24 protein-coding genes and 1 pseudogene are annotated in these 23,133 nt (G+C 72.7%); 11 read left to right on the forward strand and 14 right to left on the reverse strand.

Features of this window, described 5'->3' with window-relative positions; all coding sequences use genetic code 11:
- The first annotated feature begins 50 nt into the window (after positions 1 to 50).
- Positions 51 to 368, forward strand: a complete 318-nt coding sequence (locus ACF0H8_RS13695) for an ATP-binding protein (protein WP_395290891.1) — start codon at positions 51 to 53, stop codon at positions 366 to 368.
- Positions 274 to 1,020 carry a CPBP family intramembrane glutamic endopeptidase gene (locus tag ACF0H8_RS13700; protein WP_395290892.1) on the forward strand — a complete coding sequence of 249 codons (747 nt, stop codon included), beginning with the start codon at positions 274 to 276 and terminating at the stop codon, positions 1,018 to 1,020. Before ACF0H8_RS13695 ends, ACF0H8_RS13700 begins: the two co-directional genes overlap by 95 nt.
- 545 nt (positions 1,021 to 1,565) lie before the next feature.
- Here the strand turns inward: ACF0H8_RS13700 and ACF0H8_RS13705 are convergent.
- Positions 1,566 to 2,123 (reverse strand): hypothetical protein, encoded by a 558-nt coding sequence (locus tag ACF0H8_RS13705; protein ID WP_395289454.1) that lies wholly within the window; start codon positions 2,121 to 2,123, stop codon positions 1,566 to 1,568.
- A 1,126-nt stretch (positions 2,124 to 3,249) separates the two neighbouring features.
- Here ACF0H8_RS13705 and ACF0H8_RS13710 point away from each other — a divergent pair.
- On the forward strand, positions 3,250 to 3,423 hold the full coding sequence (locus ACF0H8_RS13710; RefSeq protein WP_395289455.1) for a hypothetical protein: 174 nt from the start codon (positions 3,250 to 3,252) through the stop codon (positions 3,421 to 3,423).
- 97 nt (positions 3,424 to 3,520) lie between these two features.
- Here ACF0H8_RS13710 and ACF0H8_RS13715 read toward each other — a convergent pair.
- A pseudogene (locus ACF0H8_RS13715) lies at positions 3,521 to 3,704 on the reverse strand (PrgI family protein); the annotation flags it as partial.
- 645 nt (positions 3,705 to 4,349) lie between these two features.
- Here ACF0H8_RS13715 and ACF0H8_RS13720 point away from each other — a divergent pair.
- On the forward strand, positions 4,350 to 4,760 hold the full coding sequence (locus ACF0H8_RS13720; protein ID WP_395289456.1) for an aldehyde dehydrogenase: 411 nt from the start codon (positions 4,350 to 4,352) through the stop codon (positions 4,758 to 4,760).
- Here the strand turns inward: ACF0H8_RS13720 and ACF0H8_RS13725 are convergent.
- Both ACF0H8_RS13725 and ACF0H8_RS13730 read right to left on the reverse strand, forming a co-directional pair.
- The gene (locus tag ACF0H8_RS13725; protein ID WP_395289457.1) at positions 4,757 to 5,026 is read right to left on the reverse strand and encodes a nuclease; all 270 of its coding nucleotides are present in this window, start codon (positions 5,024 to 5,026) and stop codon (positions 4,757 to 4,759) included. The genes ACF0H8_RS13720 and ACF0H8_RS13725 overlap by 4 nt on opposite strands.
- 508 nt (positions 5,027 to 5,534) lie before the next feature.
- Positions 5,535 to 5,780: a hypothetical protein gene (locus ACF0H8_RS13730; protein WP_395289458.1), complete on the reverse strand. Its 246-nt coding sequence runs from the start codon at positions 5,778 to 5,780 to the stop codon at positions 5,535 to 5,537.
- Between the two features lie 125 nt (positions 5,781 to 5,905).
- Between ACF0H8_RS13730 and ACF0H8_RS13735 the strand changes: the two genes are divergently transcribed.
- Positions 5,906 to 6,037 carry a hypothetical protein gene (locus tag ACF0H8_RS13735; RefSeq protein ID WP_395289459.1) on the forward strand — a complete coding sequence of 44 codons (132 nt, stop codon included), beginning with the start codon at positions 5,906 to 5,908 and terminating at the stop codon, positions 6,035 to 6,037.
- Positions 6,038 to 6,105: 68 nt separating this feature from the next.
- On the opposite strand, the gene ACF0H8_RS13740 is transcribed toward ACF0H8_RS13735, so the two are convergent.
- On the reverse strand, positions 6,106 to 6,921 hold the full coding sequence (locus ACF0H8_RS13740) for a hypothetical protein (protein ID WP_395289460.1): 816 nt from the start codon (positions 6,919 to 6,921) through the stop codon (positions 6,106 to 6,108).
- 407 nt (positions 6,922 to 7,328) lie between these two features.
- Entirely contained in the window at positions 7,329 to 8,729 is a 1,401-nt protein-coding gene (gene lpdA, locus ACF0H8_RS13745; RefSeq protein ID WP_395289461.1) for a dihydrolipoyl dehydrogenase, read from the reverse strand.
- 112 nt (positions 8,730 to 8,841) lie between these two features.
- On the opposite strand from lpdA, the gene ACF0H8_RS13750 reads away from it, so the two are divergent.
- The gene (locus ACF0H8_RS13750) at positions 8,842 to 10,134 is read left to right on the forward strand and encodes an RNA polymerase sigma factor (RefSeq protein WP_395289462.1); all 1,293 of its coding nucleotides are present in this window, start codon (positions 8,842 to 8,844) and stop codon (positions 10,132 to 10,134) included.
- Positions 10,135 to 10,144: 10 nt separating this feature from the next.
- On the opposite strand, the gene ACF0H8_RS13755 is transcribed toward ACF0H8_RS13750, so the two are convergent.
- Positions 10,145 to 10,738 carry a hypothetical protein gene (locus ACF0H8_RS13755; RefSeq protein WP_395289463.1) on the reverse strand — a complete coding sequence of 198 codons (594 nt, stop codon included), beginning with the start codon at positions 10,736 to 10,738 and terminating at the stop codon, positions 10,145 to 10,147.
- A 165-nt stretch (positions 10,739 to 10,903) separates the two neighbouring features.
- Positions 10,904 to 12,094 (reverse strand): S8 family peptidase, encoded by a 1,191-nt coding sequence (locus ACF0H8_RS13760; RefSeq protein WP_395289464.1) that lies wholly within the window; start codon positions 12,092 to 12,094, stop codon positions 10,904 to 10,906.
- A gap of 398 nt (positions 12,095 to 12,492) precedes the next feature.
- Here ACF0H8_RS13760 and ACF0H8_RS13765 point away from each other — a divergent pair, with 398 nt between their 5' ends.
- From ACF0H8_RS13765 to uraH, 3 genes are read left to right on the forward strand one after another with little or no spacing between them, the layout of a single operon-like run.
- Entirely contained in the window at positions 12,493 to 13,716 is a 1,224-nt protein-coding gene (locus ACF0H8_RS13765; protein ID WP_395289465.1) for a pyridoxal-phosphate-dependent aminotransferase family protein, read from the forward strand.
- Entirely contained in the window at positions 13,713 to 15,482 is a 1,770-nt protein-coding gene (locus ACF0H8_RS13770; RefSeq protein WP_395289466.1) for an allantoate amidohydrolase, read from the forward strand. Before ACF0H8_RS13765 ends, ACF0H8_RS13770 begins: the two co-directional genes overlap by 4 nt.
- Positions 15,479 to 15,814: a hydroxyisourate hydrolase gene (uraH, locus tag ACF0H8_RS13775; protein WP_395289467.1), complete on the forward strand. Its 336-nt coding sequence runs from the start codon at positions 15,479 to 15,481 to the stop codon at positions 15,812 to 15,814. Before ACF0H8_RS13770 ends, uraH begins: the two co-directional genes overlap by 4 nt.
- A gap of 11 nt (positions 15,815 to 15,825) precedes the next feature.
- Here the strand turns inward: uraH and pucL are convergent, their stop codons facing one another.
- The 4 genes from pucL to ACF0H8_RS13795 form a co-directional block, all read right to left on the reverse strand.
- Positions 15,826 to 16,692, reverse strand: coding sequence for a factor-independent urate hydroxylase (pucL, locus tag ACF0H8_RS13780; protein ID WP_395289468.1), 867 nt, complete (start codon positions 16,690 to 16,692; stop codon positions 15,826 to 15,828).
- Between the two features lie 55 nt (positions 16,693 to 16,747).
- The gene (gene allB / locus ACF0H8_RS13785) at positions 16,748 to 18,124 is read right to left on the reverse strand and encodes an allantoinase AllB (RefSeq protein ID WP_395289469.1); all 1,377 of its coding nucleotides are present in this window, start codon (positions 18,122 to 18,124) and stop codon (positions 16,748 to 16,750) included.
- Between the two features lie 16 nt (positions 18,125 to 18,140).
- Entirely contained in the window at positions 18,141 to 19,175 is a 1,035-nt protein-coding gene (locus ACF0H8_RS13790) for a cyclic nucleotide-binding domain-containing protein (RefSeq protein ID WP_395289470.1), read from the reverse strand.
- A 127-nt stretch (positions 19,176 to 19,302) separates the two neighbouring features.
- The gene (locus ACF0H8_RS13795; protein ID WP_395289471.1) at positions 19,303 to 19,656 is read right to left on the reverse strand and encodes a cupin domain-containing protein; all 354 of its coding nucleotides are present in this window, start codon (positions 19,654 to 19,656) and stop codon (positions 19,303 to 19,305) included.
- A gap of 159 nt (positions 19,657 to 19,815) precedes the next feature.
- Here ACF0H8_RS13795 and ACF0H8_RS13800 point away from each other — a divergent pair, with 159 nt between their 5' ends.
- The gene (locus tag ACF0H8_RS13800) at positions 19,816 to 20,214 is read left to right on the forward strand and encodes a DUF485 domain-containing protein (protein ID WP_395289472.1); all 399 of its coding nucleotides are present in this window, start codon (positions 19,816 to 19,818) and stop codon (positions 20,212 to 20,214) included.
- Positions 20,214 to 21,797 carry a cation acetate symporter gene (locus tag ACF0H8_RS13805; RefSeq protein WP_395289473.1) on the forward strand — a complete coding sequence of 528 codons (1,584 nt, stop codon included), beginning with the start codon at positions 20,214 to 20,216 and terminating at the stop codon, positions 21,795 to 21,797. The genes ACF0H8_RS13800 and ACF0H8_RS13805 overlap by 1 nt, the downstream gene beginning before the upstream one ends.
- Here the strand turns inward: ACF0H8_RS13805 and ACF0H8_RS13810 are convergent.
- Positions 21,794 to 22,691, reverse strand: a protein-coding gene (locus ACF0H8_RS13810; protein WP_395290874.1) for an IS5 family transposase whose coding sequence is annotated in 2 segments (ribosomal slippage) — positions 21,794 to 22,354 and positions 22,356 to 22,691 — 897 coding nt in all. Because the reading frame shifts where the segments join, the coding sequence is not laid out codon by codon here. The genes ACF0H8_RS13805 and ACF0H8_RS13810 overlap by 4 nt on opposite strands.
- Positions 22,692 to 22,860: 169 nt before the next feature.
- Positions 22,861 to 23,043, reverse strand: coding sequence for a type II toxin-antitoxin system VapB family antitoxin (locus tag ACF0H8_RS13815; RefSeq protein ID WP_395289474.1), 183 nt, complete (start codon positions 23,041 to 23,043; stop codon positions 22,861 to 22,863).
- Positions 23,044 to 23,133 lie beyond the last annotated feature (90 nt).

Consider the following 23,133-nt stretch of genomic DNA (forward strand, 5'->3'; position numbering starts at 1 on the left):
GCCGTCTTGGCGGACCGGGGGCCTACCTGACCGAGGCCGGCGACATCGTCCTGCTCGGCCTACCAGGCACCGGCAAGACCCACCTGGCCACCGCACTGGGCATCACCGCCGCCGAGCACGGCACCCGCGTGCTGTTCGACACCGCCACCGGCTGGGTCACCCGCCCGGGGCCCGCCGACGGCGACTGGCATGCTGTCGCGCATGATCACGAGCGCTGCCCCACGCGTGCACGACACGGCGCTGAACGGGCTGCTGCCGGCGGCGGGGGTCTCGCTGTCCGCGTTCCTCCTGTTCGCTCTGCAGCTCGCCGGGTGGGGCCACGCGCTGCTCGTTGTCAGCCTGTTCGGGGCGTGGGCTGTCTCACGTGAGCTGGTCAAGGATCTCGCGCTGGTCGGGATCGGCATCGCGATCGTCTCGACGACCTCGGTCGAGGCGGACGTCAGCTGGGACAGGTTCTTCACGATCGGCACGGTGCTCCTGTTCGCCGTTGGAGTGCCATACGTCGTGGACCGGTTCGTGTACCGGCGCGACGCCATCCGGTTCCCGTGGCGCACCGGCCAGCGGTGGACCCGGCTCGAGAAGGGCTACCTCGTCGCCGTCCCGGTGCTCGGGTGGCTGATCCTGCCGTACTACTTCATCACCTCAGGCGCGTACCTGAACTGGCCGCACATCACCGACCGGAGCGAGCTCGCCCGGTTCTTCGTGGGCGTCAACTTCGTGGGCACGTGGGACGAGCTGTTCTTCATCTGCACGTGCTTTGCGCTGCTGCGCCGACACTTCGAGGTGTGGCGGGCGAACGTGCTTCAGGCCGTCATCTTCGTCTCGTTCCTGTGGGAGCTCGGCTACCGCGAGTGGGGCCCGTTCCTCACCGCGCCGTTCGCGCTCCTGCAGGGGTGGATCTTCTCGAGGACCGGCTCCCTGACATACGTGCTGATCGTGCACCTGCTATTCGACGTCGTCGTCTTCCTCGCGATCGTGCACGCCCACAACCCCGGTGCGCTACCGATCTTCCTCGTCTGACCAGCGGCAGACGGCGTCAGAGACGAGTCTGCTGGCCGTCGCAGGATCGGCCGGGACGCGGTGGATCCAGCTGTCGAAGACGATTGAAAAGTAGGCCATGAACCTGCCCGCCGAAACTGACCCGCTTTTCGACTATCACTGACACTGCCCACCAGGTTTCGGCGGTTCTCTTATGGCCGCTGAGAGCTAAGCTTGTGCGGTCTTAGCCTTCTGGACACATATTCTAATAGTTGATCGTCTAGTTCAGCTGTCACCGGATCGTTGGAATTGCGCCAGTTCTGACCCGTGGTCCGAGGGTTAGCGCCCTTTACGTGCCACTTCGGAACCGCAAGTTCACCGGCCCCCTGCATTTGCGGCTCCCAACGTTACCGAGGTTGTTCCACACCCAGTACCCGCCCGCCCCCGCCACTTGTACTCCATGGTGCGCGTTCCCTGTTTGGAGTCTCGACCGCTCCAGTAGCGGCCCGCCCAACGTAGGCCCCCTCGGTGGCCTCACACGAGGTGAGCGGCGGCAGTTGATCGACTCCCGGGACCGGCGGGCTGTGTTACTCCGACTTCGCGATCGACCATCCGGCGTTGTTGTCCGCCTTTACCGTGATCAGGGCCGTGCCGCTCGGGAGGGCGTACTCACCGGTCCCCGGGGCGCCGTACTCCATCGCCACGTTCGTCGAGCCACGCGAGGTAATGGCATCCACAACGAAGTTGAACTCGCCCTCGAACGTCGCGGTGATCGGCGTCAGACCGTCGGCCACGTTTTCGGCGACCCAGAAGACATCGTCACCGTTGCCCGTGTGAGGCGCCGTCCCGTCCCAGGTCGGCATCGTGTCGATGTGCTTGGTCGTCAGTGTCCACGGCCCGGTTGCGCTGACCTGCAGCGCGACGGGCGCCCAACCCATCAGTGCGTGCGCGGTGTAGTCGGTGCCTCCGAGGATGACGGTGCCGCGTTCGTTGCCCTGCTCATCCACGGCGGTGACGATGAACTGCTGGTCCCCGCCGGAGTGTTCGCCGTACAGCACCCAGTCCTCGGCGGGGGCCTCCTTGAGCATGACCAGCTTGACCCCCTCCCCGTTGTACGTGCTGCCCTCGGGCGGCGCGGTCGGCACGGGCGAGGGCTTCGGCGTGGCGGTCGGCTCCGACGCCGCGGCAGTCGTCGCGGCACTCGTCTTAGGCGCCGCTCGGTCGTCGGCCGGGTCGGGGGCGCAGCCGGCCAGGACCAGAGATGCGCCGGGCGAGCGTCGCCAGGAGGGAGGCCTTGCGCACGGCGCACCTCTCAGCAGAGATATCGGACCCAAACCTGACGATACGCGTCTCGCGGGCCTCGAGGGGGCCGATCAGCCATGACGCCCACCTTGGTGCGGCCAACCCACGCTCGCACCCCACCTTCCACAGGCGCTCGATCGGTCGGCGGCGCCGGTGACGGCCCGCTCCACCGATCGTCCGGCGATCCCCGGGCACATACGCTCCGCTGTTGCGGACGCTCGCGCTCGGGTTAACCTGCGGGAGGGCAGAACCTGAGAGCCGGGGCCACAGCGGTGTCGGAGCCCGGGTCGCGGAGCAGAGGGGCGGACCGAGATGCGTGCACGCAGCCCCGCCCGCGCGCGCAAAGAGGCGGCCGCCGTCGCGGTCGGCCTGATGATTGGCCTCGGCCTGGCCGCGGCCATCTCGACCGGCATCGTGCCGGTGCCGTGGGCCGACCGTGCGGCTCCAGCCGAGGCTTCCGAGGAGCGCGTGGGCGAGCCACGGCACCCCCCGGAGGCGGACAGGCAGGAACCGGCGTCGCCGGCCGTGCCGGAGCCGTCCACGCCGGCCTCAGCGGAGACCGGCCCGGCCGAGGAGCCAGTTCCGGCAAGGCCCGGGACCGGGGAGTCCGAGACCACCGGCCCCGCACTCGTACCGTCCCCGGCGCAGCCCCCCTCCACCACGGCGGGCGCGCAGGGCCCTGCGCCAACCAGCAGTACCGGACCCTCGGCCCCAGCACAGGACGCCGGAGCGGGCAAGGCCCAGCCCGAAGCGCCCGGTGCCCCGGGCGTCGGCGACCCGACGCCGACCGCGAGCCCCAGCCCCAGCCCGACCGAAGCGCGTACCGCGACCGGTGCGCAGGGATCCGAGGGCGATGGCGGAGTGGACCAGGATGACCGGCCCAGCTTGCCCCTGTTCTGGTGGCTGGCCGGATAGGCACGCGCGTCGTCCTTCGCCAACCCAGTTCCGGACGCCGTCGGGGAATACCCAGTGAGTGCGGACCTGGCGGCACCACCTCCCGACCAGCTCGGCGAGCTGCTCGCCGCCGACCTGCTCCCCGAGGACGACGTCGCGGCGCTGGGCGAGGTGTCGCAGCCCTTCGCCAGACGCCGATGCCTCCGCCCCGCCGGCCGACCCCGCCGCGAACTCTCCGGCGGACGGTGAGCTGCCGTAGGGTCGCCGCAGGTGGTCAGTGGGGGATGACGCGCGTCAGGCGCCAGCCTCGCCGGCCCCGGCCTCGCCGAGGAATCTCCCGGAGCGACGAAGCCTGGATAGCTGCATGCTCGACGGTGGCGACAGTTCGCTCGAGCTCATTGACGTTGGGTGCGCTGACCGTGACGAGCCCGGTCGCCCAGGAGGATGCCGTGCCGGTTGCTGAGGTCGGATTCTTGCTGGAGGACATCGGCGTATTCGGCGGTCTGTGCGGCGTCTTCGATCTGTCCCATATTTTAAGGACGCGGGTCGACCGGCTCTCTGACTCCAAGCCGGTGCATCGCGAGGCTGTAAACCGTCGTCGCCAAGTTGTGGGTCGAGTTCGAGCCCGCCACCAACCTGCGGATCTGCGCCATGGTCCCAGTGTGGAGCTCGGCCCACTCATCGACAGTCAGGACGGCGCCGGCGACATGCGCCGTTCGCGGTCGAATCGCGATGACTCCGGCGATCGAGCCAAGGAAGACGAGGCCCGCACCGATGACCCTCGCCGACCAACTGGTGGCGCATCGGACGGCAGTGCTGAGGCCTGTCGCCGCTGACGAGAATCGCAAGCCGGACGCCGTCGAGCCTTGCTGCGCGACCTCCCCGGCCCGCGGGCCGTTGCCCCTGTTGTGTGCGTCTCCGGCGTCGCGCTGGCACAGCTCCTCGTCGGGCTACGGGTCGGTCGCGAGCGGTCGCTCCACGACGCCTCACGCGTTCGCACAGCCGCCGGCGCTCGCCCCGATCTGCCCGGTTCGCCACAGTTGGTACCCGACCTCGCGCCTGCTGCTGCGCACGAACGAGGACTTGGCCCGCGACCCTGGCGCCCCCGTCGACGCCCGGCGTACCGTCGGAAGCGCGACGAATCTCTGGTCAACGACGAAGGTGGGCGAACAGCGATGAGCAGCATGATGGCGGACATGATGAAGTCCATGCCGATGCCGTCGATGACGGGCATGGACATGGACATGTCGAGGATGCAGGGCTGCATGGAGGCATGCTCGGCGGCGGCGATGGCGGCGACGATGTGTGCCGACGCCGACAGCGGCGAGAACATGGGGCGTTGTGCCTCCATGTGTATGAACACCGCCGACGTCGCGACGGCGATGATGCGCATGATGATGCGCCCCGGCGGCTATGACACGAAGGTCATGACGTCGACGATGACGGCCTGCATGGCCATGGGCGAGGCATGCGCGGCGGAGTGCGAGAGCCACGCCGAGATGTCCGAGCACTGCCGGATCTGCGCCTCGGCGTGCCGGGCCATGGTCGACGCGTGCTCGACGCTGATGTCCGGGATGAAGAGCTAGCTCGCCTCGTCGACCCCGACCAGGGGCCGCGCCGAGTACCAGGTGCCTCCGACCGCAACCACCTCGGCCACGGGATGGACCGCGACGGGCTCGCCTACCTCGGGCGCGGCCCCCGTCATCACCGTGCCCTCGGAACCGTCCAGCAGGACGATGGTCAGCGCGCCCGGCCGCTGCGACAGGACGAAGCCGTCACGCCATGCGCTCGGCGAGGCGTTGGCGACGACTTCTTGGATGGGCAGGACGTCAAAAAGGCTGCGATTGTTCACGTCGGTTCCTTCGGCGTACACACAGGCGGGTTTGGGTCCGACGCCGAAGGCTGGCTGCCGCCAGGGGAATGCGGTGTCGGAATGTGCCACCGCATCTCCGGTGGGGTTCACGCGCCACGGTCCAGGCGAGACTGCCTGCGGGCGCGCTCCTCAGGACTGCGGCTGGGTCAGCGACACATTCGACACAGGCGCCGGCGGGTCGACAGCACGTCGCCAGAACCCGCGGTGCGCGGGCTCGCTTGCACTGGCCGGGCCGGGAACATGTGGACGAGTCTGCGAGAGGGGTCCGGAACGTGTCAACGCGTCTCTCACATGCCGGACGCCGGTGTCGCGCGGGCTTACACGAGGCGGCTGACCGCTCGGGTCCGATGCGCTCGATCGTGACGGTGCCCGATCGGTAGCCCAGGGTGAAGAGCGCGCCCGGACCGACGGGGCGGGTGCTAAGCCACGCATCGAGGGCCCGGATGGGGTCGGTCCGGCGGTGCTGGCCGCCGGCGACACCGACGAGCTACCCGTGGCCGTCCTGGTCGGTCTTGGGGCGGCGCACGGCTACGAGGACGCCGGTGGGCTTAAGAATGATGTCGGCCAGGTCGAGGGCAGAGAGCTCGCCGGGACGCAGCGCGGAGGCGTAGCCGAGCAGGATGACGGCGCAGTCCCGGGCGCCGATCGCGGTGGTCGGATCGATGGTGGACACGAGCCGGTCGAGCTCGGCGACGGTGAGCGGGTGGGCCTCGCGGCGCGGTGCGGTGCCCATGATCCGGCGCAGTCCGCGGCGGATCCGGTCGCATGACGACGCCTGAGGTCGGGTCGGGTAGGCCTTCCTGATGGTGCCGTGGGCACTGGGAGGCGTGGTGCCGCGGATGCGGTGTCGCCGCGCTGTTGGCGGCCCCCGAGGCCCTGGCCGCCCACCTGGCCGAGCGTGTCGAGTCCGGGGTGTGCTTCGGAACCCTCGACGGGGCCTGCTCCGCGATCGCCCACGGCACCATCATGTGCCGCCAGGCGGAGGCGTAGGTGCTGCGGGTGGAGGCGGCGGGCTCGGCGTCGATGGCCGCGGCCATCCGATCGGGCGTCGCCAGCGGTCAGCCCGCCGGGGCCGACAGCCGACGGGCGCTGTCGACGTCGCCGGAGCAGGTGCGGTGGTTCGTCATGGACCATGCCGTCGGGCCGGCGCCCACTCGCTTGTCGAGGTGCTCTCGCAGGCGCTCGATCATGAGCGGCGGGACGGCCATCGAGCGAATGCCCTTCTCCGACTTTGGATCGGTGAGATCGCCCGTGGACCCGTTCTTCTGCCGGCGCACGCACAGCGTCGCCGCGGTTCGCTCGTGATCCCAGACGATGTCCCGCCGCTGGAGGCCCAGCACCTCCCCGCGCCGGAGCTGGCACCACGCGGCAAGCAACACCGCGATGCTCCACGGCTGCGGAACGGCCGCATACAGCTCGTCGACCTGGCCCGGTGTCGCCACGTCGTCCTCGGGCGTGTGGACCTGGTCGTGGCGAACGGACTTCCGGGCCGGCGTCGCCACGTCGGGCATCTTCGCAAGGATGCCGTCGCGCACCGCTGCCCGCAGGATCATCTTCAGCACATCGATGGCGTCTCCGGCGACACCGTTGTGCTTCGCGTTCGGCCGGAGCCGGGAAGGCAGGGCAACGAGGCCCCTGGCCAGGTCGCGAACCCGTTCGGCGTCGATGTCCCGTACCTTCACGTCGCCGAGGGGCTCGAGCAGGTAGCTCTTGACCCGGCCCTTGTACATCATGACGGTTCCGGGCGTACGCATCCTGCCGCCCTTGCCCGGCTCACTCGCGACCCGCTCCAGCCACTGCTCGGAGTACTCCCGGAAGGTGACATCCCGCATTGCAGCGGCCTCTGCCTCGTCCCGGCGCCGGCGCGCCGCCACCGCCGGCGGCTCCCACTCCCCCTTGCTGATGGACGCGTTCGTTCGGTTGAGCCACACGCGGGCGTCCCCCTTGGTGAGGAACGTGAGCGGCTTGTCGTCCTCGGTCCGCGCCGAGTACGGCTTGCCGTCCGGTCCGGTGTAGCGGGCCTGCCACCGTCTGGAGGGCAGCCTCCTCAGACTCCCCCAAGCTTCCCGACGCTGCCGCGCCGCCGCCGTCTCACCCATCTCCGTACCTCCTGGCTCGTGCCCGTCGTGCCATCCCCGTGCCATAGCGGATGGCCTTCTCGGGCCTCTCATGTCCCTAGGTGTCCACGACTCCCCAAGACATGAAGAGGCCCGGATCCGCGCAATTCCGCGGATCCGGGCCTCTGAGCAGGTTCGACGGCCGGTGACGGCCGACGGACCTACTAGAAGTTGATCATGTGCCCGGCGAGCCCGTGGAAGGACTCCTGCAGCGCCTCGCTCAGCGTGGGGTGGGTGTGGACGTTGCGGGCGAGCTCGGCGGCGGTGAGGTCCCACTTCTGCGCGAGGGTGAGCTCGGGCAGCAGCTCGGAGACGTCCGGGCCGATGAGGTGGCCGCCGAGCAGCTCGCCGTACCGCGCGTCGGCGACGAGCTTGACGAACCCGGAGGGGTCGCCCACGCCGTGCGCCTTGCCGTTGGCGGTGAACGGAAACTTCGCAACCTTGACGTCGTAGCCCTCGTCGCGGGCCTGCTCCTCGGTGAGGCCGAAGCTCGCCACCTGCGGCTGGCAGAACGTCGCCCGGGGCATCATCCGGTAGTCGCCGAGCACCATCGTCTCCGCGCCGGCGATCGTCTCGGCCGCGACGACGCCCTGCGCCTCGGCGACGTGCGCCAGCTGGAGCTTGGCGGTGACGTCCCCGATGGCGTAGATGTGGCCGACCGAGGTGCGCATGTAGTCGTCGATGCCGATGGCGCCGCGCTCGGTCACCTGGACGCCGGTGTTCTCGAGGCCGTAGCCCTTCACCCGCGGGACCCAGCCGATGGAGACCATCACCCGGTCGGCCTTGAGCTCGCCGGAGCCGCCCTTGGCGTCGGTGTAGGTCACGCGGACGGAGTCGCCGTCGTCGGCGATGGTCTCGACCTTCGTCGAGGTGAGGATGTTGACGCCGAGCTTCTTGTACGACTTGGTGATCTCCTTGGAGACCTCGACGTCCTCGTTCGGCAGGGCGCGGTCGAGGAACTCGACGATCGTGACGTCCACGCCGTAGTTGCGCAGCACGTAGGCGAACTCCATGCCGATGGCGCCGGCCCCGACGATGACCATCGAGCCCGGCAGCTCCCGGTCGAGGATCTGGCGCTCGTAGGTCACGACGTTGTCGCTGAGCTCGACGCCGGGCAGCATCCGCACCTCGGCGCCGACGGCGATGATCGCGTTGCCGAAGGTGATCGTCTCGGTCTCGCCCGAGCCGAGCGTCACGCGCAGGGTGTGGTCGTCCGTGAACTCACCGCGGCCGTCGTACTCGGTGATCTTGTTCTTCTTCATGAGGAAGTGCACGCCCTTGACGCGCCCGTCGGCGACCGTCCGGCTGCGGTCGAACGCCGCGCCGTAGTCGAACGTCGCCTCCCCGGAGATCCCGAAGGTCTTCGCCTCCTTCGTGAAGATGTGGGCGAGCTCGGCGTTTCGCAGCAGCGCCTTCGACGGGATGCAACCCACGTTCAGGCACACGCCGCCCCAGTACTTCTCCTCGACGACGGCCACGTTCAGGCCGAGCTGGGCGGCGCGGATGGCGGCGACGTACCCGCCCGGTCCCGCGCCGAGGACGACAACGTCATGGTGTGCGCTCACCCGACGCACCTTAGGGCGCGGCGCGGCGCCGTGCACGTCCTTCCACAGCGCGGGCCCGCCCGCCGGCGGAAAGCGCTGGGCAGCGGCGCCCGGCCGTGGTTGGCTCGTGGGCGTGAGCGCCGACCCTTCCGCGCACCGCACGGTGGAGGTCGTGTGGCGGGAGGAGTCCGCGACGCTCGTCGCCGCCCTGAGCCGGATCGTGCGGGACGTGCCCCTCGCCGAGGACCTGGCCCAGGACGCGCTCGTCGCAGCGCTGGAGCAGTGGCCGCGCGACGGCGTCCCCCGCAACGCCGGGGCCTGGCTGATGGCCACGGCGAAGCACCGCGCGGTCGACCGGATCCGCCGCGAGCGGAACCTGCGGGCCAAGTACGCCCAGCTCGCCCGGGACCTGGAGACGGCGCAGCGCGACGGGACCGAGGACCTCGACGCCGCGCTCGACGACCACGTCGGCGACGACGTGCTCCGGCTGATCTTCATCGCCTGCCACCCGGTGCTCCCCACCGCGGCGCGGGTGGCCCTCACCCTGCGCATGGTCGGGGGACTGACCACCCGCGAGATCGCGCACGCGTACCTCGTGCCCGAGGCGACCGTCGCGCAGCGCATCGTCCGGGCCAAGCGCGCGCTCGGCGCCGCGGCCGTGCCCTTCGAGCTGCCCGCGCCCGAGGACCTCGCCGACCGCCTGGGCTCGGTGCTGGAGGTCGTCTACCTCGTCTTCAACGAGGGCTACGCCGCCACCGAGGGCCCCACGTGGACCCGGCCGGAGCTGTGCGAGGAGGCGCTGCGGCTCGGACGCCTGCTGGCCCGGCTCGCGCCCGCCGAGCCGGAGGTGCACGGGCTCGTGGCCCTCATGGCGATCCAGGCCTCCCGGACAGGGGCGCGCAGCGGGCCCGGCGGCGAGCCGGTGCTGCTGCTCGACCAGGACCGTTCGCGGTGGGACCGGGAGCTGGTCGCCGCCGGGCTGGCCTCGCTGGCGCGCGCCGAGGTTCTGCTGCTGGCCGAGCGGGCGGCGCGCGGGCCGTACGTGCTGCAGGCCGCGATCGCGGCGTGCCACGCCCGGGCCCGTACGGCCGGGGAGACGGACTGGGCGCGAATCGCGGCCCTGTACGAGGAGTTGCACCGGCTGCACCCCTCCCCCGTCGTCGAGCTCAACCGCGCGGTGGCGGTGTCCATGGCGGAGGGCCCGGACCGGGGCCTGGCGATCGTGGACGACCTGGCGGGGACGCCGGCGCTGGCGCGCTACCACCTGCTGCCGAGTGTGCGGGGCGACCTGCTCGCGCGGCTGGGCCGGCACGCGGAGGCTCGGGCCGAGTTCGCCCGCGCCGCGGAGCTGACGCAGAACGAGCGTGAGCGGGCGCTGCTCATGGCGCGGGCGGCGGCGAGCGAGCGGGCCGCCGGGCAGGCGTGAGGGCGGAGACTCAGGCGCGGCTCAGCAGGCCCGCGGCGAGCACCGGCCGGGGCCCGGCGGCCGGGCCGAGCGTGTCCTGCACCTGCTCCACCGCCGCGCGCAGCCGCGCGCTCTCCTCCTCGTCCAGCGCGCCCAGCACGCTGTCCAGCAGCCGCACCTGCAGCGCCTCGGCCTGCTGCAGCGCCACGGTGCCCGAGGCCGTCACGTGCACCAGCGTCGGCTCCGAGGACGCGCCGGCCTGCGGGTGGTGGTGCCGCGCGAGCAGCCCGCGCCCGACGAGCCAGTCGACCGTCGCCTCGGCCGCCGCATCCACCTGCCCGGTCCGGCGTGCGACCTCCCGGTGGTGCGTCGCGCCGCCGGCGACCGCCGTGAGGGTCTGCAGCTCGCCGTGACGCAGCCCGGTGAGCCGCTCGATCGTGCGGAACACCTGCTGCTGCGACCGGGTCACCCCGGCGACGTCCTCGACTGCGTGCAGGGTCCGGGCCAGCCGCGCGGTCGGCTCCGTGCGGCGTACCGCCGAGCGCAGCCGCCGGGCGCCGGCGTCGGTGCCGAGCACGTCGAGGATGTCGTGATGCGGGGGGTCGGGCTCTCTCACGGCGTTCACGACCTGACCAACGACCGCGCGGCCCACCCGGTTCCGTGCGCGTACCCTCCGGATCGTCCGGCCGCCCCCGCGCGCCCGGGCCGCGCAGGCCAGGACGACCCCGTGCGTGGCACGTACGCGAAGGGCTGGGACGGCCTCGCCCTCGCCCTGGTCACCGGGGACTGATCAGGGGGCCCGCACCAGGCCGACGCCGCGGTCGGCGACGTCCGTGCCAGGCGCGATCGCCCCGACGTCGGCACCCGCCAGCATCCGGGCCGTCACCGTTGCCGCCGTGCCCGGCAGCGGCGAGGCGAGCACGTCCTCCCACCACAGCGCGGCCACCCCGGCCACGTGGGGCGCGGCCATGCTGGTCCCGCTCATCGCGACGAGCCCGCCACCGGTCCGTGCCGAGAGCACGTCCACGCCGGGCGCGGCGACCTGAGGGAAGGTGTTGGAGAAGGGGGCGACCCGCAGGCCGTCCGGCCCCTGCCCGAGGGCACCGACCGAGACGACGCCGTCGGCGGCGGCCGGCAGCGAGACGCCGATCTCGTACTCCGGGCGCACCTCGCGGCGGCTCTCGTTGCCCGCCGCCGCGACGACGACAGTGCCGGGGCCGAAGGCAGCCTGGCTGCGCACCAGCTCCATGATCGCGTCGAACATGCGCAGGTTGGCCCGGTAGGCCTCCAGCGCGGAGGAGGTCGCGAGGTCCGCGGGCCAACCGTCCGCGACGAGCCCGGCGACCAGCCCGGGGAAGTCGAAGCCGAGCGACATGGACACCACGTGCGCCCCCTCGCGCAGCGCCCACTGCAGCCCGTGGAAGAGCATGTTGGAGTCCCCGGCGCCGTCGTCCCCCAGGACCTTGCCGATGAGGGCCCTGCGGACGCCGGGCGCCACGCCGATCCGGGCGCCCTCGACGTCCCTGCCGAGCACGGTCCCCGCGCAGTGGGTGCCGTGCCCCTGCACGTCGCCGTCGCCGGAGCCGGAGAAGTCCTGCTGCACGAGCTCGACGCCGGCGAACGCGGGGTGGGCAGCGTCGATGCCGGTGTCGAGCACCGCGACCGTCACCCCGGCCCCGGTGCGGGCGGAGACGTCGGCGCCCACCGCACGCACGCCCCAGGCGGGACCCGCCACGACGGGCGCCTCCGCCGTCGTGACCGGGAAGACCAGCGTGGTCGGCATGACCGGCGCGAAGGCCCGCACCGAGGGGTCGCGCGCCACCTCGCCCAGCTCGGCCCGGCTCAGCTGGGCGACGTCGACCTGCGGCGCCGCCAGGTCGTCCACCGCGAGCGTGCGGGGCCCCGGCGTCACCGGCCGGGCCAGCGGCCCCGCGGACGGGTGGTCCCCCGTCTCGCGCAAGATGCAGTACGTCGTGTGCACGGCTCCCCCCTTCGCTGCGCAGCCAACCACGCCGCGGTGACATCGCGCGTCCGGAGCTGCGGCGCGTCGCGCGATGCGCCCGTGCCGGAGGTGGGCGGGCGGGCACCTCGGTCCTCGCCGCGGCGGCCGGCCCGGCACCTCGGGAACCGTCCCGCACCACGAGGGCCCGTGCCACGATCGGGGCCATGCCCAGCTGGGAGGAGCTCACCGCGGACATGCGCCGGCACCGTCGAGCGGGTGCACCGCGAGGTCGCCCTACGCGGTGGCGCGCGTCTTCGCCGCGGGCTTCGTCCTGCGGCACGGTCTGGAGCTGGCCATCCACCTGCTCCGCGACGTCGGCGAGCACCCGCGCCCCCTACCATCGGGCCACGCGCCGTACCGTCCAGCGAGGGGCACCCGTGAGCGAACAGATCAACCCGCCCGCCCGGCTGCTCATGGGCCCTGGACCCATCAACGCCGACCCGCGCGTGCTCCGCGCCATGTCCGCGCAGCTGGTGGGCCAGTACGACCCCGCGATGACCGGCTACATGAACGAGACGATGGAGCTCTACCGCGCGGTCTTCCGCACCCGCAACGAGGCCACCGTGCTGGTGGACGGGACGGCGCGTGCGGGCACCGAGGCGGCCCTTGTGTCCCTGCTCGAGCCGGGCGACCGCGTGCTGGTGCCGGTCTTCGGCCGCTTCGGCCACCTGCTCACCGAGATCGCCGAGCGGTGCGGCGCCGAGGTCCGCACCATCGACGTGCCCTGGGGCGAGGTGTTCGACCCCGAGCAGGTCGAGCGCGCCGTCGTCGCTCACGCGCCGAAGCTGCTCGCCGTCGTGCACGGCGACACCTCCACCACCGTGGCGCAGCCGCTGGCCGGGCTCGGGGAGATCTGCCGCCGCCACGGCGTGCTCTTCTACACCGACGCCACCGCGACCCTGGGCGGGAACACGTTCCTCGCGGACGCCTGGGGCCTCGACGCCGCCACCGCGGGGCTGCAGAAGTGCCTGGCGGGCCCCTCCGGCAGCTCCCCCGTGACCCTGTCGGACCGGGCGGTGGAGGCCGTCACGGCCCGCAAGAGCATCGAGGCCGGCATCCGCGAGGACGACGAGCCCGTGCGCGCCAACCGCGTGAGGTCCAACTACTTCGACCTGGGCATGATCCTGGACTACTGGGGCGAGCGGCGGCTCAACCACCACACCGAGGCCACGTCCATGCTCTACGGCGCCCGGGAGTGCGCGCGGATCCTGCTGCAGGAGGGAGTCGACGACGCCGTCGAGCGGCACCGGCTGCACGGCGAGGCGCTGGCCGCCGGGCTGCAGGGGCTCGGGCTGACGCTGTTCGGGGACCAGCGCCACCGCATGAACAACGTCGTGGGGGTGGAGATCCCCGACGGCGTGGACGGCGAGGGGGTGCGCACGGCGCTGCTGGGCGACTACGGCGTCGAGATCGGCACCTCGTTCGGGCCGCTGCGGGGGCGCATCTGGCGGGTGGGCGCGATGGGCTACAACGCCCGCAAGGACGCCGTGCTGACGACGCTGGCCGCGCTGGAGCAGGTGCTGCGGCAGGCGGGGCACCGCGTGGTGGCGGGCGGCGGGGTCGGTGCCGCCCAGGAGCGTTACCAGGAGGCCGCGCCGTGAGCTCCGCGGGGACCCTTGCCGAGGCGCTGGAAGTCCTCGCGCGCTGCGACGAGCTGGCCCGGTGCTCGGCCCGGCCGGACGCGGTCGAGCGGGTGCACCTGAGCCCCGAGCACGCCGCCGCCAACCGCGTCGTCGCCGGCTGGATGCGCGAGGCCGGGCTGCGCGCGTGGCAGGACGCCGCCGGCAACGTGTGCGGGCGGCTCGAGGGCGCGGAGCCCGGGCTGCCGGCGGTGGTGCTCGGCTCGCACCTGGACACCGTGCCGGACGCCGGGCGCTACGACGGCGTGCTCGGCGTCCTGCTCGCGGTCGCCGTCGCCGCCCGGGTGCGCACGGCGGGGCGGGCGCTGCCGTTCGCGCTGGAGGTGGTCGGCTTCAGCGAGGAGGAGGGCACCCGGTTCGGCACCGCCCTCCTCGGCTCGCGCGCCTTCGCGGGCAGCTGGCGGCAGGAGTGGTGGGACCTCGCGGACCCGGAGGGCACCACGCTCGGGGAGGCGTTCGCCGCGTTCGGGCTGGACCCCGCGCGGGTCGGCGAGGCGGCCCGCCGCCCCGAGGACCTGGTCGGCTACCTCGAGGCGCACATCGAGCAGGGCCCGTCCCTGGAGGACGCGGGCCGGCCCCTCGGCGTGGTCAGCTCCATCGCCGGCGCGCGCCGCTGGCACCTCACGGTCACCGGCCGCGCCGGCCACGCCGGGGCCGCGCCCTACGAGCGGCGCCGCGACGCCCTGGTCGGGGCGGCCGAGCTGGTCGTGGAGGTCGAGCGCCTGGGCCGGGCCACGGGCTGCGTCGCCACGGTGGGCCGGCTGCAGGCGTACCCCGGCGGGGTGAACGTCATCCCCGGCCGGGTCGAGCTGAGCCTGGACCTCCGCGCCGAGCGCGACGCCGACCGGGACCGGCTCTGGGAGGAGATCTCCGCCGCCGCCGTCGCGATCACGAGCCGGCGGGGCCTGACCCTCACGGCCGGGGAGATCCACCGTGCGGACGCCACCGAGTGCGCCCCGCCGCTGCGTGAGGCGGTCGCCGCCGGGATCCGCGCCACCGGCGACGCCGTCCCCCTCACCCTGTGGAGCCGGGCGGGGCACGACGGCATGGCCGTCGCGGACGTCACCGGGGTGGCGATGCTGTTCGTCCGCTGCGCCGGCGGCGTGAGCCACCATCCCGACGAGTCCGTCACCGCCGACGACGTCGCCGCCGCGCTCGACGCGTACGAGGCCGCGGTGCTGGCGCTCGCCGCCCGGGAACGCCCCCGTCCGCCCGGGCCGACGAGGGGCGCCGTGCGCCGCGCCTCCCCCGCCAGGCTGCGGGCGGAGCTCGCCGCCTGCCTCAACGTGCCGCGCTGGGTGGACGAGGTGGCCGCCGGCGCGCCGTACGGGTCCCGCGAGGACCTGCTCGCGGCCGCCCGCACGGCGGCCGACCCGCTGACGCCCGCCGAGGTCGAGCGGGCCCTCGCCGACCACCCGCGCATCGGCGAGCGCCCGTCCGGGGACGGCACTGCGCAGCGCTTCTCGCGCCGCGAGCAGGCCGCCGCCGACGCGGAGGACCCGGTGCTGGCGATGGCGATCGCCGCCGGCAACCGCGAGTACGAGGAGCGCTTCGGCAGGATCTTCCTCATCCGCGCGGCGGGGCGCTCTCGGGCGGAGATCCTGCACGAGCTGAACCGGCGGCTCATGCTGGGCGATGCCGAGGACCTGGCCGTCGTGGGTGAGCAGCTGCGCGAGATCGCGCTGCTGCGGATCGCCGCGCTGTGGGAGCAGGAGGAGGAGCGATGAGCCACGTGACCACGCACGTGCTGGACGGGGCCCTGGGCCGGCCCGCCGAGCAGGTCGCCGTCCGCCTGGAGCACCGGTCCGAGGAGGGCTGGGACCTCGTGGCCGAGGGGGTGACCGACGAGGACGGCCGGATCGGCGCCCTCGGCCCGGACCACCTCCCCGAGGGGGTCTACCGGCTCGTGTTCGACACCGACCGCTACTTCGGCGCCACCGGTCAGGTGGGCTTCTACCCGGACGTCGCGGTGAGCTTCGTGCTCGCCGACACCGCCGCCCACTACCACGTCCCGCTCCTGCTCAGCCCCTTCGCCTACTCCACCTACCGCGGCAGCTGAGGGGCCGGCGCTCACGCCTCCGGCTGCCGCACCACGGTCGCCTCGATGAGGCCGTAGGGCCGGTCCGCGGCGTGGAACACCTCGCCGGGGTTGTCCAGGCCGAACGGCCGGAGGTCCACCAGGAAGTGGTGCCTGTTGGGCGCCCGCAGGGAGATCCGGGTGACCGCGTCGAACTCCTCGAGCACCGCCCTGCCCATGTGCCACAGGGTCTGCTGCAGCGCCAGCGAGTGCACGGTGGCGAACTCGCGGAGCAGCACCGCCTTGATGCCCCGGTACGCGCGGCCCCAGTCCACGTCCGTGGAGCCGAAGCGCCAGGTGGCCGCGAGCGACGTCGCCAGGACGCGGTCGTCCGTCTCCGGCAGGGTGGTGTAGCGGTCCCTGAGGAAGCCCCGGAACTGCGAGCCGGTGCTCTTGAGGATCACGAGGTCCTTGAGCCCGCCGTGGACCTCGGTCCGCATCTCGCCGGCGACCAGCTCGGCCGTCACCGCCGCGGTGCGCACCTCCTCCCCGGAGCGCACCCAGGTGTGGTCGTGCTCGGCGCCGTCGACGACCACCCGGCTCCACCCGTACTGCTCGATCTCCACCGTGGCCGAGGTGACGAACTCGACGTCGGCCACGAAGTGACGGGCGAGGGCGAGGCCGTACGTCTCGACGGAGGCGATGCCGTGCTCCTTCGCGTAGGCGAAGGCGGTGTTCTTCTGGGTGTCCGTGGGCAGCACCTTCGCCTGGTCCCCGACCACGTGGGCGTCGGCGAAGTCGCCACGCAGCGCGGTGGTGACGTTGAGGTCGACGATCTCGTGGCGCGGGGTGTCGCGCACGATGCGCACCACCCGGGTCTCGGCCTTGCCGTACTGCGAGCTGCCCAGTGCGATCGCCATGACGGAATGCTGGCAGCCGGCCGTGCCGATGTCGTCCCGGGTGCCAGGTGTCCCTTCAGCCGGCGGCGGCCCTGGCTGCCCGGTCCGGGAGCAGCATCCGCCCCCGGTCCGGTCCTCCCGGCGCGCCCGAGACGACCGCGCCACGCAGCCAGGTGGTACGCACGGCGCCGCGCAGGCGGACGCCGTCGTACGCGCTGACCTTGTTGCGGTGGTGCAGCGCCGCGGCGTCCACGACGACCTCTTCCTCGGGAGCGAACGCCACGAGGTCCGCGTCCGCGCCGACGGCGATCGCCCCCTTGCCGGACAGGCCGGCCAGACCCGCGGTGGCGGTGGACATCCAGCCGGCCACCTTCTCCAGCGCGATGTTGCGCCGGCGCGCCTCGGTCCACGCCGCCGGCAGGCTCACCTGGAGCCCGGCGACACCGCCCCACGCGGCGGAGAAGTCGCCGTCGCCGGCGTGCTTGAGCTCGGCGGTGCTGGGCGAGTGGTCGGAGACGACGGCGTCGATGGTGCCGTCGAGCAGGCCGCGCCACAGCGCGTCCTGGTTGGGCCGGTCGCGGATGGGCGGGCAGCACTTGAACTCGGTGGCGCCGTCGGGGATGTCCTCCTGCGCGAAGAGGAGGTAGTGCGGGCAGGTCTCGGCCGTGATGCCCAACCCCTCGTCCTTGGCCGCGCCGATGAGCGGCAGCGCCGCGGCGGCGGAGAGGTGGACGATGTGGGCCCGCCCGCCGTGGCGGCGCAGCCCCTCGATGACGTGGCGGACGGCCGTGGTCTCGGCCGTGACCGGGCGGGTGTCGACGAAGCTGCGGTAGCTGCGCCCGGGCTCGGCGGCGTGCACGGCCAGCACGGCGGGGTCCTCGGCGTGGACGAGGAGGAGGCCGTCGAGCTCGGCGAGCTCGCGCTGGGCGGCCCACAGCTCCTCGGTGCCCAGGTGGCCGAACTCCGGCACGCCGGAGGGCGCCAGGAAGCACTTGAACCCGAGGACGCCGGCCCCGCACAGCTCCCGCAGGAGGCCGAGGTTCTCGGGCACCGCGCCGCCCCAGAAGCCGACGTCGACGCGCAGCCGGCCCGCGGCGGCCCGTCGCTTCGCCGCGAGCGCCTCCGGGGAGACGGTCGGTGGCACGCTGTTCAGGGGCATGTCCACCAGGGTGGTCACGCCGCCCGCGGCGGCCGCGCGCGTGGCGGTGGCGAAGCCCTCCCACTCGGTGCGCCCGGGCTCGTCGACGTGGACGTGCGTGTCGACCAGGCCGGGCAGGAGCACCTGCTCCGGCGGCAGGCGCACCTCCTCGCGCGCGGGCAGGGCGGCGTCGGCGTCGGCCACGGCCGCGATGCGCCCGCACCGGACGGCCACGGCCGCCGGCCGGAGCGCGCCGGCGAGCAGCACGGCCCGGGAGCGGACGACGAGGTCGAAGGTCGCGTGGTCCTGAGGCACGTCGGTTGCGGCCCCCTCAGCGGCGCGCGCGCGCCGCCGGGCGGGGGGTCTCGTCGCGGCGCAGCTCCGCGACCGCCCGGAGCTTCTCGAGATCCAGGTCCGCCGCGTGCGCCACCGCGAGCCGGGCCGGGGTGAGCGTCCGGAGGCTGGCGGGCAGGGGGCCGCCCTCGAGGACGGCCGCCTCGCCGAGCACGGCACCGGGGCCCACCTCGGCGAGCTCCTCGTCCCCGGCCTCCACGGAGACCACCCCGTCGAGCACGAGGTAGATGTCCCCGCCCGGGTCGCCCTGGTGCGCCACCAACGAGCCGGCCGGCACGGCGCGCACCTCGGGGACGTGCCCGGCCCGCATGATCCCCTCGGAGAGCTGGCGCTCGACGGCGTGCTCCACCGCGCCGAGCACGGCTTCGGAATCCTGCTCTCCCCAGGGCGTGCGGGCGCCGAACGAGTGCGCCATCCAGCCCTCCTGGTCCGTCAGGCCGCTCTTGAGGGTCAGCACCCCGTCCGGCCCGTAGACCCAGTGGCGCGGGAAGCAGCTCGCCGACGGCATGGCGACGACGGTCGTGCCGTCCGAGCGCAGCGTGAGCGCGAGGGTCGTCCACACGATCGGCGCCTGCCAGAGGACGTGGTGGGCCCGCGCAGCGGGGCGGGGCAGCGGCACGCCGGAGCGCCCGCCCACGGTCTGCGTGAAGTGCGCCAGCCCGGTCTCGAGCACGGGCTCGTCCTGGAGCACGGGGAGCGCGTACCCGCCGAACGTCGCGCCCGCCGACGCCACGCGCACGGTGGTGGACCCCATCACCGCCCCGGACCCCTCGCCGTAGCCGTACGCCGTCGGCGTGCCGTCGTCGGCGAACTCCGCCCACGCGGTCAGGAGGTTGGCGAAGCGGAAGCGGTCGTCCGCCCGCAGCTGCTGCACGGCGTCCAGGCTCGGCAGCGCGTCCAGCGGCGGCTCGTCGTAGTGCACGAGCCCGACGTCGAAGCCCCGGCGCATCCAGCCCGAGACCGACTCCGACGGGATCCACGACAGGGACACCATGTGCGACTCGACCCTCATCGCCGCCTCCGGGGCTAGATGGTGGACGCCATTCAACACGACGCCCCAGGACCGCGACAGTCCCAGACGCCGCCCCACCCGGTCCGCGGCAGCCGCCGCCCCCGCGCGGGCGCCGGCGCCGCCCCCGCTACGCCGCGCCGTCCTCCTCGAGCGTCTCCTCGATCATCCGCGGGGACGCGTGGATGCACACCATCCGCAGCGCCTCCTCGCCCACCGCCCGGAACATGTGCGGCGTCGGTGGCAGCACGGTGACGATGTCGCCCGGGCCCGCCTCGGCCCGCTCCTCGCCGAGGGTGATGGCCGCGCGGCCGGAGATCACCACCCACGTCTCCGTGTACGGGTGGCGGTGCAGGGCCGGGCCCTCTCCCGGGTCGCTGTCGACCAGGTAGAAGGAGACGCCGGCCCCGTACGGCTCGCCCTCGAAGCGTGCCGTCCGCGTGCCCTCCTGCAGGAAGTCCCTCGCGTGCGCGACGGTGTACATCTGGCCCTCCTCGGTCGGTGTCGCCCTCAGCGTCCGCCGTGCGTGCGGGCGGGACAAGGCGGGCGGGCCCGGCGCGGGCTCCCTGCGGGGCCCACGCTGCTACCTTGGTCCGCGATTTACGTCGTTGTGAGTCCGGCCACACGTTTGGGGGATGTGTCGATGTCGTCTGATCCTGAGTCTCACCTGCCCGCGCACCACTCACCGCTGCCGGAGCTGTCCGGGACGCTTCCTGCGCCGCGCACGGCGGCCACACCCGAGGAGTTCGCGGCGGTGCAGGCCTCGGAGGACTTCACGAGGCTGCGCAGCAGCTTCCGGGCGTTCGCCTTCCCGATGACGGCGGCGTTCCTGGTCTGGTACTTCCTGTACGTCCTGCTCTCCACCTACGCCGAGGACCTCATGTCCACGCCGGTCGTGGGCAACCTCAACCTGGGCCTGATCTTCGGCCTCGCCCAGTTCGCCAGCACCTTCCTCATCACGTGGCTGTACGTGCGCCACGCCAACCGCAAGCTGGACCCGATCGCGGCGAAGCTCCGCACCGAGCTGGAGGGAGAGGCCTGATGGACGTCGGGAACCCGTACCTGAACATCGCGATCTTCCTCGCGTTCGTCGTCGTCACCCTCGTCATCGTGGTGCGGGTCTCCCGCACGACGACGTCGGTCGGCGACTTCTACCACGGTGGCCGCGCCTTCACCGGCCGGCAGAACGGCATCGCCATCGCGGGCGACTACCTCTCCGCGGCGTCCTTCCTGGGCATCGCCGGCGCCGTGGCCATCTACGGCTACGACGGGCTGCTGTACTCCATCGGCTTCCTCGTCGCGTGGCTGGTCGCACTGCTGCTCGTGGCGGAGCCGCTACGCAACACCGGCAAGTACACGATGGCCGACGTGCTGAGCTTCCGGATGCAGCAGCGTCCGGTGCGCACCGCCGCCGCGATCTCCACCATGGCGGTGTCCTTCTTCTACCTGCTCGCCCAGATGGCGGGCGCGGGCGGCCTGGTGGCGCTGCTCCTCGGCATCGACAGCCCGGTCGGGCAGGGGCTCGTGATCGCCGTCGTCGGCGCGCTGATGATCGTCTACGTGCTCGTGGGCGGCATGAAGGGCACCACCTGGGTGCAGATCATCAAGGCCGTGCTGCTCATCCTCGGCGCCGGTCTGATGACCCTGTGGGTGCTGGCCCTCAACGGGCTGAACCTTTCCAACGTCCTCGGCGAGGCGGTGGCCGTGCACCCGGAGGGCGACCGGATCCTCGAGCCGATGCTCCAGTACGGCGCCTCCGACGCCTCGAAGCTGGGCTTCGTCTCCCTGGCCATCGCGCTGGTCTTCGGCGCCGCGGGCCTGCCGCACGTGCTGATGCGGTTCTACACGGTCCCGACGGCCAAGGAGGCACGCCGCTCGGTGACGTGGGCGATCGTCCTGATCGGCGCGTTCTACCTGTTCACGCTGATCCTCGGCTTCGGCGCGGCGTACGTGGTGGGCGCGGACGCGATCCTCGCCGCCCCGGGCGGGGCCAACTCGGCGGCGCCGGCGCTGGCCTTCGAGCTGGGTGGCACCATCCTGCTCGGCATCATCGCGGCGGTCGCCTTCGCCACCATCCTCGCGGTGGTGGCCGGGCTCACGATCACCGCGTCCGCGTCCTTCGCGCACGACGTCTACAACGGCGTCCTCAAGCACGGGCGGGCGGACCCGGCCAAGGAGGTCAAGGTCGCGCGGCGCACCGCGGTGACGATCGGCGCCATCTCGATCGTCGGCGGCGTGCTCGCGAACGGGCAGAACATCGCCTTCCTGGTCTCGCTCGCCTTCGCCATCGCGGCCAGCGCGAACCTGCCCTCGATCCTGTACTCGCTGTACTGGAAGCGGTTCAACACCCGCGGGTCGGTGTGGAGCATCTACGGCGGGCTCATCAGCGCGCTGGTGCTCATCGTCTTCTCGCCCGTCGTCTCCGGCTCCGAGACGGCGATGATCCCGGGCGCGGACTTCGCCTGGTTCCCGCTGTCCAACCCCGCGCTCGTGTCCGTGCCGCTGGGCTTCTTCCTCGGCTGGCTCGGCTCCGTCACCTCCAAGGAGCACGACGCGGCGAAGCAGGCCGAGATGGAGGTCCGCTCGATGACCGGGGCCGGCGCCGAGAAGGCGGTGGCGCACTAGGGCGTGTCTCTTAATGCCTTGAGCCAGATGGTGATCGCTCGCAGGACGACGCCGCCGCGGTAGGTCAGCGCGAGCTTGTCGTAGCGGGTGGCCAGGGCGCGCCACTGCTTGAAGACGTTGAAGGAGCGTTCGACGACGTTGCGCCGCTTGTAGGCCTCTTCGTCGTAGGTGACGGGCCGGCCGCCCTTGGACCCGCGACGTTTGCGGTTGGCGATCTGGTCGGAGCGTTCGGGGATGACGGCCTGGATGCCGCGCCGGCGCAGCAGCGCCCGGTTCGCCCTGGAGGAGTAGGCCTTGTCGGCCAGGGCCCGCACCGGCGTGGTCCGGGCCCGCCCAGGACCCAGCCTGGGCACTCTCACAGAGTTCATCAGGTGCTCGAACATTGGCGAGTCCCCGCCCTGCCCTGGCCCGAGCACCATCACCAGCGGGCGCATGTTGCCGTCGCAGACGTGGTGGATCTTCGTGCTCAGTCCGCCGCGGGAGCGGCCGATGGCGTGGTCAAGCGGCTCCTCGCCGGGTTTCATGTAATTCGACAGCTCCCCCTGTGTCCCTCGGGAGGTTCGTGGCGTGCTGGTGGGCACGGTTGATCGTGGAGTCCACCGACACCTCCCAGTTGACCAGTCCCGCCGCATCCGCCTGCGCGAGCAGGGCGGTGAGGATCTTGTCCCAGGTCCCGTCGCCGCTGAAGCGGCGGTGCCGCTTCCACACCGTCTGCCACGGGCCGAAGCACTCGGGCAGGTCCCGCCAAGCGATCCCGGTGCGGTAGCGGTAGACGATGCCCTCCACCACCGCGCGGTGGTCCCGGAACCGCCGTCCCCGACGGCCCTCCGAGGACGGCATCAACGGCTCGATCAACTCCCACTGGGCATCCGTCAGCACGGCATAACGTGACACCACCGCAGCGTTTCAGTCCACCGGCCCCACTATTGGGAGACACGCCCTAGCCGCCGCGATCACCGGGTCTGGTCGGGACGCCGAGCGCGCATGCTGCACCGTGCGCGCTCGGCGTCTCGGTGCTCTCCGGGCGTTCCGACGCGGCCTGCGGGACAGCGTCCCGGTCGGCTCACTCCCCCTCGGGCAGGTCCTCGCCGTCCCCCTCGGCCGGTTCCGTGGCAGGCGCCTCCGGCAGCTCCCGATCGATGAGCGCCTGCAGGGACTCCCTCAGCAGCACCGACATCTCGGTGATCCCCGTGAGGACGGACGCCTGCTTCACCAGATCGCCGTCCAGCGTGACGGTGATGCGCACGAGAGCCCTCCAGGTGCGGGAAGCCGGCCAGGTCGGGTTCGCCACGGTACGCCCGGACCGGTGCTCCCGCATCGCTGACGGCGGCTCCGG

This window comes from Georgenia sp. AZ-5, assembly GCF_043952095.1.
Lineage (GTDB): Bacteria > Actinomycetota > Actinomycetes > Actinomycetales > Actinomycetaceae > Georgenia.